This is a genomic window from Achromobacter sp. T5-5, assembly GCF_055397965.1.
This window is the reverse complement of sequence record NZ_AP027919.1, coordinates 3,920,237-3,935,809: the sequence shown is the minus strand read 5'-3', so window position 1 is coordinate 3,935,809 and position 15,573 is coordinate 3,920,237. Positions and strand designations below refer to the sequence as shown.

Sequence of the window (15,573 nt, the reverse complement as noted above, 5' to 3'; positions counted from 1 at the left end):
AACCATGGACCCCAAACGCGTCGTGCAGGTCAACGACCTGACGGTGCGATTCAAGACGCCCGAACGCATTGTGGAAGCGGTGCGCAATGTTTCTTTCCACGTCGACCGCGGCGAAACCCTGGCCATCGTGGGCGAATCCGGTTCGGGCAAGTCGGTGACGTCGCTGGCGCTGATGCGCCTGGTGGAGTATGGCGGCGGGCAGATCGTCAATGGCGGCATGCTGCTGCGCAGGCGCAGCGGCGACGTGCTGGACCTGGGCAATGCGCCCGATTCCACGTTGCAGCGCGTGCGTGGCGCCGACGTGGCCATGATCTTCCAGGAGCCGATGACGTCGCTGAATCCCAGCTTCACGGCGGGCAACCAGATCGCCGAGGCCCTGCAGCTGCACCAGGGACTGGACGCGGCGGCGGCGCGGGCTGAGACGCTGCGCATGCTGGAGCGCGTGCGGATTCCGGAGGCGCGCGCCATCCTGGACCGCTATCCGCACCAGTTGTCGGGCGGCATGCGCCAGCGCGTGATGATCGCGATGGCGCTGTCGTGCAAGCCGCAACTGCTGATCGCCGACGAGCCGACGACGGCGCTGGACGTGACGATCCAGGCGCAGATCCTGCAGCTCATCCGCCAGCTCCAGGAAGAAATGGACATGGGCGTGATTTTCATCACGCACGATATGGGCGTGGTGGCCGAAGTGGCCGACCGGGTGCTGGTGATGTACCGCGGCGACAAGGTGGAAGAGGGCGGTTCGGACGAGATCTTCGCGCGGCCGCAGCATGCCTACACGCGCGCTTTGCTGTCGGCCGTGCCGCGCCTGGGCGCGATGCAGGGCACGGACGAGCCGGCGCCGTTTCCGCTGTTGAAGGTGGACGAGGCCGCGCGGGTGCTGGATCCGGCCGGGCTGGTGGACACGCCCGTGGCCGAGCCGTCCACGGTGCGCCGCGAAAACGGTCCGGTGCTCAAGGTGCGCGATCTGACGACCAGCTTCGATATCCCGGGCGGCATCCTGGGCCGGGTGCAGAAGCGCGTGCACGCGGTTGAAAAGGTCAGCTTCGATCTGTACCCGGGCGAGACGCTGTCGCTGGTGGGCGAGTCGGGCTGCGGCAAGACGACGACGGGCCGCTCGCTGCTGCAACTGGTCAAGAGCAAGAGCGGGTCGATTGAATTCGACGGCAAGAATCTGGGCGCGCTGCGCGGCAGCGCGATGCAGACGCTGCGCCAGCACATGCAGTTCATTTTCCAGGACCCGTTCGCGTCGCTGGATCCGCGGATGACGGTGGGCTATTCGATCATGGAGCCGCTGCTGATCCACAAGGTGGCGCGCGGCAAGGAGGCGCAGGAGCGCGTGCGCTGGCTGATGGACAAGTGCGGGCTGCTGCCGGAAATGATCGACCGGTATCCGCACGAGTTTTCAGGCGGGCAGCGGCAGCGGATCTGCATTGCGCGGGCGCTGGCGTTAAATCCCAAGGTGGTGATTGCGGATGAGTCGGTGTCGGCGCTGGATGTGTCGATCCAGGCGCAGATCGTGAATCTGCTGCTGGATCTGCAGCGCGAGCTGGGGGTGTCGTTCCTGTTCATTTCGCACGATATGGCGGTGGTGGAGCGGGTGAGCCACCGGGTTGCGGTGATGTACCTGGGCCAGATCGTGGAGATCGGGCCGCGGCGGGCGATCTTTGAAAATCCGCAGCATCCTTATACGAAGAAGCTGATGGCGGCGGTGCCGATCGCGGATCCGCAGCGGCGGCATCGGGAGCGGTCGCTGCTGGTGGATGAGATTCCCAGTCCGGTGCGCCGGGTGGGGGATGATCCGCTGGTCGAGCCTCTGGTTGCGGTGGGGGATGGGCATTTTGTGGCTCGGCATGCCATTGGGGTTTATTGAGGCGGTAGGGCTGGGTTGCTGTCATTGCTGGCTTTGATGTCTCTGATGGCTTTGCTGGCTTTGCTGGTGGCGGGGGTGGTTCTTGGGCCGCGGCCGGCGCCGGGCCGGGCGCGAGCGAGGGGCCACGATTGCGGTCCGGAGCCTTCGCTCCGGACGGACCCTGCGTCATCCTCGTTGCCGCCTGCGGCGGCGGCCTTCGGATTCCCTTGGGCGCATCGACGCCCCTCGCTCACGCCCGACCCGTCACCGACCGCTCCGTCGATTGCGGGCGCAGGCTGGCGGGGCGAGTTGTTTGCTTGGCGTTCTGGCGGCGGTCGGGGTGTTTAGGGAAGGTCTTGCGGGGTCGCCAAAATCGGCCGCGCGGGCGGCCTTCTTTGGCGTTTGGGCGTCTTGCGTCGTGGTGATGACGCTGCGCGCCTTTTTCGGGGTCTGACGCCCTTGTGATCTCCGTCAATCCGCCGCAGGCATTCCCGGGTGTCAGACACCGTTGGCGGTGGTGTGCCCGGCCGCCTTGGCGCCGGGGGCGGGCGGTTATCATGGCGGCCTTCCCGAAATTCGCTTTTTTGAACGGACTCTCGCCATGGCCCTGCGCGCCACCATCTACAAGGCCGACCTGAATGTCGCCGATACCGACCGTCACTATTACGGCAGCCACGGGCTGACGGTGGCGCGTCATCCTTCTGAAACGGATGAACGGATGATGGTCCGCCTGCTGGCGTTTGCCTTGCATGCGCAGGAAGAGCTTTCGTTCACCAAGGGGCTGAGCGACACGGATGAACCGGATCTGTGGGTGAAGGATCTGACCGGAGAGGTCAAGCTGTGGATCGAGGTGGGCCAGCCGGAAGAGCGCCGCATCCTGCGTGCCTGCGGGCGTGCTGACGAGGTGATCGTGTATTGCTATGGCGGTTCGGCCAGCAAGATCTGGTGGGACGGGGTGCGCAACAAGCTGGAGCGCACGCGCAATCTGAAGGTGGTGAATCTGCCGGCGGAGCAGACGCGGGCGCTGGGCAAGCTGGCCGAGCGCACGATGCAGTTGAACGCCAATATCTCGGACGGCGTGGTGTATTTTTCGGCGGAAAAGGGCGAGGTCAGCATCGAGCCGGAGGCCTGGCGCTGAAATTGGGGCCGGGGGTTGCGCGGCGGGCGCGGGCACGCTTAATATGATGATCATCATATTTTGATTGCCCCGATCATGGCCACTTCCCGCCGCAAGGAACAATCCCACGAACGCATCGTCGATGCGGCCGCGCGCGCCATTCGGCGTGGCGGGTATGCGGGGGTGGGCGTCGCGGACATCATGAAGGAGGCCGGGCTGACGCACGGCGGCTTTTATGCGCATTTCCCGTCGCGCGATGCGTTGCTGGCCGCGGCGATGGAGCGCGCCGGTCAGGATGGCGCCGAGCGCCTGAACCAAGCCATGGCGCGCCGCCGTGCCGAAGGCGCCAGTGCGCTACGCGCCTGGGTGGAGTCCTATCTGGGGCCCGCGCATCTGGCGGGTTGCGAAACCGGCTGTCCGCTGGCCGCGCTGGCCTCGGAGATTCCGCGTCAATCCGAAGGCGTGCGCGAGGCCGCCGCGGGGCGCGTCGAGCGCCTGCTCGACACTATCCGGCGGCTGCTGCCGGCCAGCGCTGGCGAACACGCGGCGGCGGCGGTGCTCAGCACGCTGGTCGGCGCGTTGCAACTGGCCCGCGCGCTGGGCGACAACGACCGCGGCCGCGCGGTGCTGGCGTCGGCCCGCCAATCGATTCTGGACCAGTACGACCACGAGGGTCCCGCCGACTCCCACTGATTGCTTATCCATTGGCCGCATGCGCGGCCTTTCTTTCATCCACAAATATGATGATCATCATATTTGTGGATAGTCCACCCCCATCATCCGCTTACACCACCGATCAGGACTGACATCATGGAACTCAAGAACGCCGTTGTTTTCATCACCGGGGCCAATCGCGGCCTGGGGCTGACTTTTGCCCGCGAGGCGCTCGCCCGAGGCGCCCGCAAGGTCTACGCCGCCGCGCGCGATCCGTCTGGCATCACGCTGGAAGGGGTGGTGCCGGTCAAGCTGGACGTGACCCGCGCCGAGGACGTGGCCGCCGCGGCCGAGCAGGCCGGGGATGTGACGCTGGTCATCAACAATGCGGGCATTGCGGAGATGGGCGGATTCCTTGCGCCCGGCAGCGTGGCGTCGGTGCGGCGCCATCTGGACGTCAATCTGTTTGGCCCGCTGCTCGTGGCGCAGGCGTTTGCGCCGGTGCTGGCGGCGAACGGCGGCGGCGCGATGCTGAACGTGCTGTCGATCGCAAGCTGGACCAACAATCCGGTGCTGGGCGCGTACGGCCTGAGCAAGTCGGCCGCCTGGGCGTTGACGAACGGCCTGCGTCATGAGCTGCGCGGTCAGGGCACCCAGGTGCTGGGCCTGCACATGGGGTTCGTGGACACGGAAATGACCAAGGAGATCGACGCGCCGAAGTCCACGCCGCAGGCCATCGTGGCGCAGGCGCTGGACGCGCTGGAAGCGGGTGACGAGGAGGTGCTGGCCGACGAGCGGACCCGCCAGGTCAAGCAGGGCCTGTCCGCCAATCCGGCCGTTTATCTTTGATCGGGAGCCATCGGCCATCATGCGTGCCCATTCGACTTCGACCGCTTCCCTTCCTGGCGCCGGCGACAGCGCCGCGACCGCGCCGCCCGCCGCGTCTCCCTGGCCTGTGTTCTGGGTCGCCAGCATCGCGGTGTTCCTGGTGTCGCTGGACAGCACGATGCTGTACGCGGCGTTCGGCGCGCTGCGCGAGGGGTTTCCGCAGGCGTCGGCCGCCGACATGTCCTGGGTGCTCAATGCCTATACGGTGGTGTATGCCGCCATGCTGATCCCGGCGGGGGGACTGGCCGATACCCATGGCCGCAAGCGCATGTTCATGGGCGGGGTGCTGCTGTTCCTGGCGGCGTCGGCCGCCTGCGGGCTGGCCGGCACCGAGCAGTGGCTCATCGCCGCGCGGGTGCTGCAGGCGGTTGGCGCGGCGCTGCTGACGCCGGCCTCGCTGTCGATCGTGCTGGCGGCGTTTCCGGCGTCGCAGCGTGCGGTCGCGGTCAGCCTGTGGGGCGCCGTGGGCGGGCTGGCGGCGGCGGTCGGGCCCAGCCTGGGGGCCTTCGTGGTGGACGTGGCGGGCTGGCCGTGGGCGTTCTACATCAACCTGCCGCTGGGCGCGGTGTCGCTGTGGTTTGGCGCGGGGCTGCTTCGGGAGTCGGTCAAGCCCGAGGCGCGCCGCCGCGTGGACGGCGTGGGCATGGCGCTGTTGATCGTGGGCGTGGGCGCGTTGGCGCTGGCCATCGTGCAGTCGGAATCGCCGTCATGGCAGCGCGGCGAGCTGGCGGTGGCGGCCGCGGTGGGCGTGATTTCTATGATCGCCTTCGTTGCATGGGCCCGCGCCACGCCGCACCCGCTGGTGGACCTGGCGCTCTTTCAGCACCGGACGTACCGCTACGTGAATCTGGCGACGTTCAGCTTCGGCATTGCGTTCGCCATGATGTTCTTCGCGTTCTTTTTCTACATGACGGGCGTGTGGCATTACAGCCTGCCGCGCGCGGGGCTGGCGGTCACGCCCGGGCCGCTGCTGGTGATGCCCACGGCGATCATTACCGGACGTCTGGCCGCGCGGATGGGCCATCGCCCGTTCCTGGTGGGCGGCGCGCTGGTGTATGCGGCCAGCGGGTTGTGGTTCCTGCTCGTGCCCGGCGCGGAACCGGCGTACCTGCGCGAATGGCTCCCCGGACTGGTGCTGAGCGGCATCGGCGTGGGCATGGTGCTGCCGTCGCTGTCCGGCGCGGCGGTGAACCGGCTGCCGGCCCGGCATTACGCGGTGGGCAGCGCGGTGAATCAGGCCACGCGCCAGATCGGCGGGGTGCTGGGCGTGGCGATCACGGTGTTGTTGCTGGGGCAGGGGGCGGCCAGCCACGCCGATTTCTCGCTGATCTATGCCGGGCACGTGGCGCTGGCGCTGCTGACGGCGCTGCTGTGCCTGCCGGTGGACACGCGGCCGAAGGCGGCCTGAACGCGGTGGCAATGCGGGCGGGCCGGCGCGATTCCTGATCGGCGCGCCGGCGGCCCTTCTTGCGGTCGCTTTCGGGGACAGCTAGACGGGACTGGCGCAGGCGCATGGCCTCGCGCCAGGGATGGCTCTGAAACGCCGTTTGGGACGGGAACGATCGTACCGGCGCACCATCAAAATGATGCAATTTTGGTGCGGAACGTGACAGAATGTCAGCCACGCTCAGCTCGGCCGTATTGATGAATCCCGTATTGATCAGGTCCCGAAATGCCCGCTACCGGTGACGCGTCTCCATCCCCTGCGCGTGTCGACGACGCGGACGGCGCGCAGCCTGAAGCGGACGGCCCGTTGGACAAGCTGGCGCGCCTGGCGCGGCGCCTGTTTGGCGTGGACATGGCGCGGGTGGCCTGCACCGACGCCGATGGCGTGTGGCAGGCGGTGTCCGGCGCGCTGCCCTCCGTGACGGCGGAACTCCCCTGGTCCCTCGAATGCCCCGTGCGCGCCGCCGATGGCCGTCTGCTGGGCGCTTTCCGGCTGCTGCACGGAAAGCCGCGTGAGGTCACCGACGAGGACCGGCAGGCGCTGCAGGATCTGGCCAGCCTGGCCGCCACCGCCGTCGAAAAGCGCCATGCCCTGGCCTGCGAACGCGCCGACGAAGACACCTGGCGCGACGAGGCCCGCAAGCTGTCCCTGGCCATCGCCGGCAGCGGCACGGGCGTGTGGGACCGCAATGTGGTGACGGGCGAAATCACCTATTCGCCCGGCTGGAAGGCGCTGCTCGGCTACGGCGAATCCGAACTCTCGACACGCATCGAGGACGCCTACACCCGCCTGCATCCGGACGACCTGGCGTACGTCTGCGCGGCCATGCAGGACCACTTCGACGGCAAGACCGACAGCTACGAGGTCGAGCACCGCATCCGCTGCAAGGACGGCAGCTACAAGTGGATATGCAGCCGCGGCAAGGTGATCAGCCGCGACGAGTCGGGCAGGGCGCTGCGCATGATGGGCACCACGACCGACATCAGCGCGGTGCGCGCCATGTCCGAGCGCCTGCAGCGCACGGCGGACCTCGTCGTCAACCTGACCGACGCCGTGCCCGGCCTGGTCTTCCAGTGCCGCCCGGTGCCCGAGGGCGGGTCGTGGTTCTCGTACGTCAGCGCGGGCATCTGGGACATGTTCGAGCTCACCGCCGACGACGTGCGCGCCCGCACCACCGCCATCGAGCAGCGCATCCATCCCGAGGACCTGCCTGCCTACCTGTCGTCATTGCAGGCCGCGGCGGCGGCGCAGGCGCCCTGGCACCTGGAATTCCGCGTATGCCTGCCGCTGCAGGGCGTGCGCTGGCGGCAGGGCGATGCCAGCCCGCGGCGCGACGCGGACAACGGCGTGGTCTGGCATGGGTTCGTCACCGACATCACGGATCGCAAGCGCGCCGAACTCGAACTGCGCGAACTGGCGGCCACCGATGCGCTGACCACCTTGCCCAACCGCCGCCATTTCATGACGCGCATCGCCGCGGAGCTGGCGCGGCTCAAGGGCCACGGCGGCCCGGGATCGGCGGTGCTGATGTGCGACCTGGACCACTTCAAGCACATCAACGACACGTGGGGCCACGCGATCGGCGATGGTGTGCTGCAGCATTTCGCGGCCATGCTGCGCACGCAGTTGCGCGAGATCGACCTGGTCGGGCGCATCGGCGGCGAGGAGTTCGCCGTCGTGCTGCCCGACACCGACATCGCGCGCGCGCACGTATTCGCTCGCAACGTGCAGCGCCGCATCGCGGATACCCCGTATTCGTCGGGCGGGCGGGACATACCGCTGACGGTCAGCATTGGCATTTCCACGCTGCATACGAAGGACGACGACGCGGAGCTGGCGCTCAGCCGCAGCGACCGCGCGCTCTATTACGCCAAGCAACGAGGGCGCAACCGGATCGAATCCGTGTTTTTCCGATGATCCTGGCGTGGTTGCCTTGCTACGGCTGTTCCAGCGGCCACACTTCAACCACGCCGTGGGCAACGGCGCACGGCGTGCGAGACGCCAGCGCTATCGCCTCGGCCAAGTCCGCGGCTTCGATAATGGCAAAGCCGGCCACCGGCAAGGCTGATCTCATATACGGCTCGTTCATCGTTTCCACCCGAACCGCGTCGGTGTTGCGCACCTGGACCGGGGCGCCCGCAATGCCCATCAACACGCCATCATCCTGCAATTGCTTGTCATGCGCGTGAGCGGCGTTTCTTACGTTGTGCGGGGTGCGGTCATAACCCGCTTGATCCCCATACCCGATGGTGATGAACGTTGGCATGAATCGTCTCCTGACGTTATTCCCTGTTGGGGTTATCCCTTGTCGGGAAATTCTTGAACAGGTGAGGTGATTTCGAGTAAATAGCTGGGCAGCCTACTTAATAGGGACGCAGACAACAATAAATCTGAAGCATCCCTAAATTTTCGCGCTGACCCGCCGATAACAGGGGTAGTCGGCGCACGGTTTTGTCATCAATCCGGCAATTTCCACGGATCGGAATTAGCCGCGCTGATTGAACAAGAACAGCGGCGCCCGGCAGGCCGCACTGACGGCCTTGCCGCATCCCCCCATGTTTGCTTCGCCTGTAGTGGCACGTCCGATTGAATATCCCGGCTAACAATAAACCTTGTATGCCGGGCTTGCTTACGTCAACAACAACAACCCTCTCACGTGAGACATTGCCCATGCGTACCCCCTCTGCCGCCCGCAAGCTGAGACTTAGCCCCGGCTATCTGGCGCTTGCCGCTGCAACCTGCATGCCTCTTGCTGTAACCCCGTCGTTCGCGGACAGCCTGCTGGTGGGCAACGGTGGCAATGGCGGCGTGGCGGCTGGCGCTTCTCCCGCTGGCAGCGGTGGAGGCGGTGGTATTGGTGGCGGCGGCGGCGGCGGCGGGGCTGCCGCCAGCGGCGGCGCGGGGGGTGGTTTGGCGCGCGGTGGCGATGGGACAGTGGGTGATGGCTCGAGCGGCGCAAGCAGCGGTGGTACCGACGGTGGCGCTGGCGGCGCATCTGGCACCTCAGGCGGGCAGAGCGGCGTTGGTGGCGGCGGCGGCGCAGGCGGCCCAACGGACGGTTCTGGAGGCGGCGGCAGCGGCGGTGGCGCGCTGGGGGCTGGCGGCGGCGTGGGCACCGGTGGGGCTGGCGCCGATGGCGGCGCTATTGTCCGCCTCGACGGAACGTCTTTTACGGGTACGGCAGGCCAGGGCGCCCAAGCGGCTTCCTCGGGCGCTCTCAACCCGCTACCCCCACTGTACGACTACATCGGTATTGGTGGAGGGGGCGGCGGTGCCGGTACATTCGCGGATGGTGGGGACGGCACGGCGGGCAGCCTGACGGCCAACGGTACGGTGTTGTTCGCATCCCGCTCAGTACTGGTGGGCGGGGCGGGCGGAGGTAACAGTCTGGGAGCCACCGGTGGCCGCGGCGGAGACGGCGAACTGACGCTGACAGGCTCCATGCTGGTTATTCAGAATGGGGCGCTACAGATCGGCGGCGCTGGCGGCGGTGGCTCGGCGTCCGTGCCGACAGGCGGCCAAGGCGGCAACGGCACGGTGACTGTAGACGGCAATTCCACCCTGCAATTCCTCGGCGCGGGGAGGGTGCTGGTGGTAGGCGGCGGAACCGGTGGCGGAGCCGGCGTGCTGAACCTGGGTCAGGGGGGCCTGAGCTTCATGAATAGTGGGACGTTCACCATTAACGCCAATGGCACCCTCAATATCGGAAACGCGTCGCCCAACGCAGCGACGGGCGGCACGATCAGCTTCCTGGCCCCCCTGATCAACAACGGAACGATCAACTTCAACCAGTCCGGGTACTACGCGCTGGGCATGGACATCACAGGTTCTGGTTCCTTGGTGGTCAACAGCAGCAGCGGGGGGGTGCTTACCGGCACTAACACGTATACGGGCGGAACGACCGTATCCGCGGGCACCCTGTACATCGGCCAGGGCGGCATCACGGGCTCAATCGCGGGCGATATCGTCAACAACTCGTCGGTCGGTTTCAACAGAATCGGCACTATCGACTACGCCGGCAACATCAGCGGCTCTGGTTCGTTGATCAACCTTGGGACCGGCCTGCTGCGGCTGTCGGGTGCAAGCACCGCGACAGGTCAGATCATTGTTTCCAAAGGCGGCATGGAGTTGACGGGCGCTTCGGCGCGGTTGGGAAGTGTGACGTCCGATGTATACGTCGGTGCGGACGCCGCTGCGCAATTGATTGTTAGCAACGGCGCTCAATTGACGTCCCACGACGTGCGCGTCGCTTCCTCTTCGTATGGCGGTGACGCAACCGTTACGGGAGCAGATTCGACGTGGTCGGCCAACTACTTTGAGATAGGTGGGGCCTTGGGCGGGGATGGCTCGTTGCAAGTCATAAACGGCGCTCAGCTATCGGCCGTGAAGAGCTTCGTCGGCAGTGGTGCAAACGGGAGCGCCCTGGTCTCTGGCGCAAATTCACGATGGGACAGCCAATTCGGGTTGATCCTGGGCAGCGGAGCAGGCGGGACGGGCTCGGTGATCGTGGACGGGGGCGCCACATTGAGCGCCCAGCAGGTAGAGATCACCGGTATGGGCGGATCTGCGGAAATCAACGGTTCGGACGCGACCGGCCGAGGGGTTCTGCAGACAGCGTACGTTGAAAGACATGCCGGCACCCCGATAAGCACCGTCGACTTCAATGGCGGTGTGCTGCGGGCGACAGCCTCGCAAACCAACCTCTTCCAGGGCTTCACCGCCGGCGATATCACGCTGGGCGCGGGCGGCATGTACCTGGATTCCAACGGCTTCGACGTGGGCACCTCGACGGTGCTGGACGGCACCGGTCAGCTCACCAAAACCGGCGCGGGCACGTTGACGCTGTCCGGCGCCAACACGTATTCGGGCGGCACCGTTATCCAGGGCGGCACGCTGTCGGTATCGGCCGACGTCAGTCTGGGCGCGGCCATCGGCAACCTGGAGATGGCCGGTGGCACGCTGGCTACGACCGACAGCTTCGACACGAATCGCAACGTCTCCTTGGCGCAGAACGGCACATTCAATGTGGCAAACGGCACGGAACTGGGCTTGACCGGCACGGTCTCGGGCACGGGTGCTTTCGTCAAGGACGGCGCCGGCACGCTGACGCTATCGGGCATCAACACGCATGCCAGCACGCAGGTGCTGGCCGGCACCCTGATCGGCAACATCGCGTCGATCCGTGGCGACTTGCTCAACAATGGCTCGGTCGTCTTCGACCAGGGCGTGGACGGCAGCGCCGCGGGTTCGATGTCAGGCACCGGCAGCAATACCAAGCGTGGGGCGGGCGTCCTGACCCTGGCCGGCACGAACGCGCTGAACTGGAACATCGAACAAGGCACGCTTGCCAGCGAGGCCTCGCGCTATGGCGGCAACGCCACCATCGGCGCCGCGGGCACGCTGCGCTTTGCGCAAGCGGCCAACGGCAGCTACGCCGGCCAGATCTCCGGCAGCGGCATCTTCGAGAAAACCGGCGCGGGCGCACTGACCCTCAGTGCGGACAACAGCGCCTACACCGGCACGACGCGCGTGCAGGCCGGCATGCTGACCGTGGCCAATCAACTGGGCGGCAATGCGGACGTGGTGGGTGGCCGCCTGCATGTGACGGGCGCGCTAAGCGGCAATGCCGCGATCGGCAATACCGCCATCCTGTCGGGCACCGGCACCATCGGCCAGAACGTCACGCTGACGGGCGGCACGCTGCAAGGCGCGCAAGGCGGCACGCTGACCATCAGCGGCGATCTCACGCTGGACAATGCCAGCCAGGTCAATGTGGCGTTGGGCAATGCCCCGTCCAACGCGCTGTTCGATGTGCAGGGCAACCTGGCCTTGGCCGGCACGCTGAACGTCACCGACGATGGCGGGTTTGGCCCCGGCGTCTACCGCCTGTTCGACTATGGCGGCACGCTGACCGCGAACACGCTGGCCATCGGCGCCGCACCCACAGGTGTTACGGCCGCTGACCTGCGCATCCAGACGGCCGTCAACGGCCAGGTCAACCTGATGTCCAGCGCCGGCGCCACGCTGAGCTTCTGGGACGGCAGCAATGGCGCGCAGCGTGACAACAGCGCTATTGATGGTGGCTCGGGTGCCTGGCGCACCGATGGCATGAACTGGACCAACGCCGACGGCACCCTGAACGGCCGCTTCCAGCCCAACCCCACCTTTGCCGTGTTCCAGGGCCAGGCAGGCACCGTGACGGTGGACGACACGGCGGGTGCGGTGAGCGTGACGGGCATGCAGATCGCGTCGAACGGTTACCGCATTGAAGGCGATTCGATTGCGCTGGCTGGCGGCGCGGAAACCATCGTGCGCGTGGGCTCGGGCGATGTGTCCGGCGCGGCCATCACCGGCACCATCGCGTCGAACCTGACCGGGGCAAGCAAGCTTGTGAAGGCCGACTACGGCACGCTGGTGCTGACGGGCGCCAACGCTTATACGGGCGGCACCGAAGTCCGCACGGGTACCTTGGTGGGCAATGCGGCGTCGATTCGGGGCAATCTGCTGAACAACGGCGCTGTCGTGTTCAACCAGGCTACCGATGCTGCCTACGCGGGCATTGTGTCGGGCACGGGCACGATGGCCAAGCAAGGCGCGGGCACGCTGCAACTGTTGGGCGACAGCAGCGCCTTTGCCGGCCAGACGCAGGTCCAATCCGGGATGCTGTGGCTGTCGGGCATGCTGGGCGGCGACGTCACCGTAAGCGGCGCGGGCATCCTGTCTGGCATCGGCCGCGTTGATGGCAACGCCACGCTTGCGGGCGGCGTGCTGGAAGGCGTGCAGGGACAGACACTGACCATTGGTGGCGACTTGTCGCTGTCCGGCACCAGCCAGGTCAACGTGACGCTGGACCGGGCGTCGAACAACGCGCTGTTTGATGTTGGCGGCAACCTGACCCTGGCCGGCACGCTGAACGTGACGGACCAAGGCGGCTTTGGCGCTGGCGTTTATCGCTTGTTCGACTACGGTGGCAGCTTGGTCAACAACGGCCTGACCGTGGGCGCCACGCCCGCTGGTATCGATGCCAGCACGTTGGCCGTGCAGACGGCGGTGGGCGGACAAGTGAACCTGGCCTCGATATCCGGCGTAACGCTGGGCTTCTGGGACGGCGACGACATTGCCCGCCACGATAACGGCGCCATCGACGGCGGCGCGGGCACCTGGCGCGCCGATGGCCGCAACTGGGCCAACACGAACGGCACGCTGAACGGTCCGTTCCAACCCAACCCCACCTTCGCGGTCTTCCAGGCGCGGGCGGGAACGGTCAGGGTGGACGCCTCGGCCGGCGCGATCGGCATCACCGGCATGCAGATTGCCACCGATGGCTATCGCATTGAAGGCGACGCCATCGCGCTGCAAGGCGCGGGCGGTGAGAGCATCATCCGAGTGGGGGCGGGGTCGTCGGCGGACGCCAGCATGACGGGCACCATTGCCTCAACCCTGACCGGCGCCAGCAAGCTGGCCAAGGCCGATTACGGCCGCCTGGTGCTGACCGCCGACAACACCTACACCGGCGGCACGGATGTGCGCCTGGGCACGTTGTCGGTGTCCAGGGACGCCAACCTGGGCGCGGCCACGGGCGGTGTGACGCTGAGCGGCGGCGTGCTGGCCACGACGGCCAGCTTCACGACAAACCGCGCCATCACGCTGACGCAGGCGAGCGGCATCGATGTGTCGCCCGGCACCACGCTCGGCTTGTCCGGCGCGATCAGCGGCAGCGGTGACTTGAGCAAGGCAGGGGCGGGCGTGCTTACCGTGGCGGGTGACGGCAGCGGCTACACCGGCAGCATGCGGGTGCAGGAAGGCGCGTTGAACCTTGCATCGACCGGCAAGCTCGGCGGCGCCTTGACCTTGGCCAGCGGCACGCTGTTGCAAGGCGAGGGCCAAGTCGGCACGACCACGCTGCAAAGCGGCGCCATTCTGGCGCCGGGCAAGGTCAACGGCACCTTGAACGTGGCGGGCAATCTGACCTTCATGCCGGGGTCCATCTATCAAGTGGCGGCCGATCCGGCGTCATCCGACAGCGCCCGCGTGGCCGTCAGCGGCGTTGCCAATCTGGCGGGCTCCGTGGTGCACGTCGGGCCGGAAGGCGGCTTTGAAACCACACGCCAGTACACCATCCTGAGCGCCAACGCCATCAACGGCCAGTTCGACAACGTGTCGTCGAACTACGCCTTCGTGGCGCCAGCCCTGCGCTACGGCGCGCAGGATGTCACGCTGCAACTCGGGCGCAAGCAGGTGCCGGCAGAGCCTGGCACGCCCTCTCGCCCCATCGCCTTTGCCGACGCCGCGCGCACCGGCAACCAACGCGCCGTCGCCAATGCGCTGGACAGCCTGCCGGCCGACAATGCACTGCACCAATACATCCTGACCTTGCCCGAAGGCGCGCCGCCTGCTGCCTTCAACAGCCTGTCCGGCGAAGCGCACGCCAGCGTCGCGTCCAGCTTGATGGGTTCCAGCAGCATTACGCGCACGCTACCGCTGTCGTACCTGCGGGCGAACCTGAACGCTGGCATGCGTCCGGGCGCGCCCACGGCGCAAGCGGGCGGCACGCTGTCCGCGTCCGCCTTGCCGTCGTCGAATGCCCGGCCCGCGTGGGCCGAGCTGGTCGGCAACTGGCAAACGCAGAACGCCACGGACAACACCGCGCAAGTCCGTCAGCACACCGGCGGCGTCTTCGTTGGCGCCGATCATGCCGTGGGCAACGGCTGGCGTGTGGGCGGGGCCGTCGGCTACACCGACAGCAAGATCCGCGTTGACGATCGCTCGTCGAACGCCGACGTGTCCGGCTACAGCGCGGCCATCTATGGCGGCAAATCGTTTGAGGCGGGTGCGGGCAAGCTGAACCTGCTGGTCGGCACGTCGTACACCTGGCACGACGTCAGCACCGAACGCTACGCCACCGTGGCCGGCGCATCGCAAAAGCTGACCGCCGACTACGGCGCCAGCACCACCCAGCTCTTCACCGAACTGGGCTATGCCATGCCCTTGTCAGACCGCGCCACGCTTGAGCCCTTCGTGGGGCTGGCCTGGAGCGACCTGCGCAGCCGCAGCTTCAAGGAATCGGGCGGTTCGGCGGCGTTGAGCGGCCAAAGCAGCAGCGACAAGCAAACCAGCAGCACGCTGGGCATGCGCGCACAAACGGACTTCACGGTCAGGGGCGCCGAAGGCCGCTTGCAAGCCACGCTGGGCTGGCGCCATGCGTTTGGCGATGTGTTGCCGCAATCCACCATGGCGTTTGATGGCGGCCAGGCGTTCACGGTGTCGGGTGCACCGATTGCGCGTAACGCGGCGGTTGCCGAGCTGGGCGCGGAAGTGGCGGTGTCCAAGAATGCGTCACTGGGCTTGAACTACAGCGGACAGTACGGCGGCGGAAATCGCGAACACGCGGGGTCGTTGAACGCGCGCTGGCGGTATTGAGGACATAGGGTGCAGGAAATAGGGGGGCAGACTGCAATTCCCAGGTGATATTGCAGTCTGACACCTTAAAACAAACACTCCAGCCCCTCATCGCCAGCGTCCGCGTCGATCCCCGCCGCCCAGGTTTCGCGCGTGATGCCGTCAGTGTTTTCCCGATAGAACAACCCGCCCGGTCATTTGTTCCATTGACGGTAC

At 66.9% G+C, this 15,573-nt stretch carries 8 protein-coding genes; 7 read left to right on the top strand and 1 reads right to left on the bottom strand.

Features of this window, described 5'->3' with window-relative positions:
* Positions 1–4 precede the first annotated feature (4 nt).
* The 6 genes from ACZ50Q_RS17875 to ACZ50Q_RS17850 all read left to right on the top strand — a co-directional run bounded on the left by ACZ50Q_RS17875 (position 5) and on the right by ACZ50Q_RS17850 (position 7,875).
* A complete protein-coding gene (locus tag ACZ50Q_RS17875; RefSeq protein WP_464082010.1) occupies positions 5–1,873 on the top strand; it encodes a dipeptide ABC transporter ATP-binding protein in 1,869 nt (622 codons plus the stop codon).
* 580 nt (positions 1,874–2,453) lie between these two features.
* Positions 2,454–2,990, top strand: coding sequence for a YaeQ family protein (locus ACZ50Q_RS17870; RefSeq protein ID WP_092581808.1), 537 nt, complete (start codon positions 2,454–2,456; stop codon positions 2,988–2,990).
* Between the two features lie 75 nt (positions 2,991–3,065).
* On the top strand, positions 3,066–3,662 hold the full coding sequence (locus ACZ50Q_RS17865) for a TetR/AcrR family transcriptional regulator (protein ID WP_464079141.1): 597 nt from the start codon (positions 3,066–3,068) through the stop codon (positions 3,660–3,662).
* A 117-nt stretch (positions 3,663–3,779) separates the two neighbouring features.
* On the top strand, positions 3,780–4,472 hold the full coding sequence (locus ACZ50Q_RS17860) for an SDR family oxidoreductase (RefSeq protein ID WP_092581810.1): 693 nt from the start codon (positions 3,780–3,782) through the stop codon (positions 4,470–4,472).
* A gap of 19 nt (positions 4,473–4,491) precedes the next feature.
* A complete protein-coding gene (locus tag ACZ50Q_RS17855) occupies positions 4,492–5,919 on the top strand; it encodes a DHA2 family efflux MFS transporter permease subunit (protein ID WP_464079140.1) in 1,428 nt (475 codons plus the stop codon).
* Positions 5,920–6,183: 264 nt separating this feature from the next.
* Entirely contained in the window at positions 6,184–7,875 is a 1,692-nt protein-coding gene (locus tag ACZ50Q_RS17850; protein ID WP_464079139.1) for a GGDEF domain-containing protein, read from the top strand.
* A 19-nt stretch (positions 7,876–7,894) separates the two neighbouring features.
* Here ACZ50Q_RS17850 and ACZ50Q_RS17845 read toward each other — a convergent pair whose 3' ends face one another.
* Complete coding sequence (locus ACZ50Q_RS17845) at positions 7,895–8,224, bottom strand: YciI family protein (protein ID WP_092581813.1); 330 nt, start codon at positions 8,222–8,224, stop codon at positions 7,895–7,897.
* Positions 8,225–9,399: 1,175 nt separating this feature from the next.
* Here ACZ50Q_RS17845 and ACZ50Q_RS17840 point away from each other — a divergent pair.
* The gene (locus ACZ50Q_RS17840; RefSeq protein WP_464079138.1) at positions 9,400–15,378 is read left to right on the top strand and encodes an autotransporter domain-containing protein; all 5,979 of its coding nucleotides are present in this window, start codon (positions 9,400–9,402) and stop codon (positions 15,376–15,378) included.
* Positions 15,379–15,573 lie beyond the last annotated feature (195 nt).

Bases quoted from the DNA above. Each gene is read 5' to 3' on its own strand.
- ACZ50Q_RS17875 (WP_464082010.1), top strand. From the start codon at position 5: ATGGACCCCAAACGCGTCGTGCAGGTCAACGACCTGACGGTGCGATTC.
- ACZ50Q_RS17870 (WP_092581808.1), top strand. From the start codon at position 2,454: ATGGCCCTGCGCGCCACCATCTACAAGGCCGACCTGAATGTCGCCGAT.
- ACZ50Q_RS17865 (WP_464079141.1), top strand. From the start codon at position 3,066: ATGGCCACTTCCCGCCGCAAGGAACAATCCCACGAACGCATCGTCGAT.
- ACZ50Q_RS17860 (WP_092581810.1), top strand. From the start codon at position 3,780: ATGGAACTCAAGAACGCCGTTGTTTTCATCACCGGGGCCAATCGCGGC.
- ACZ50Q_RS17855 (WP_464079140.1), top strand. From the start codon at position 4,492: ATGCGTGCCCATTCGACTTCGACCGCTTCCCTTCCTGGCGCCGGCGAC.
- ACZ50Q_RS17850 (WP_464079139.1), top strand. From the start codon at position 6,184: ATGCCCGCTACCGGTGACGCGTCTCCATCCCCTGCGCGTGTCGACGAC.
- ACZ50Q_RS17845 (WP_092581813.1), bottom strand. From the start codon at position 8,224: ATGCCAACGTTCATCACCATCGGGTATGGGGATCAAGCGGGTTATGAC.
- ACZ50Q_RS17840 (WP_464079138.1), top strand. From the start codon at position 9,400: ATGCTGGTTATTCAGAATGGGGCGCTACAGATCGGCGGCGCTGGCGGC.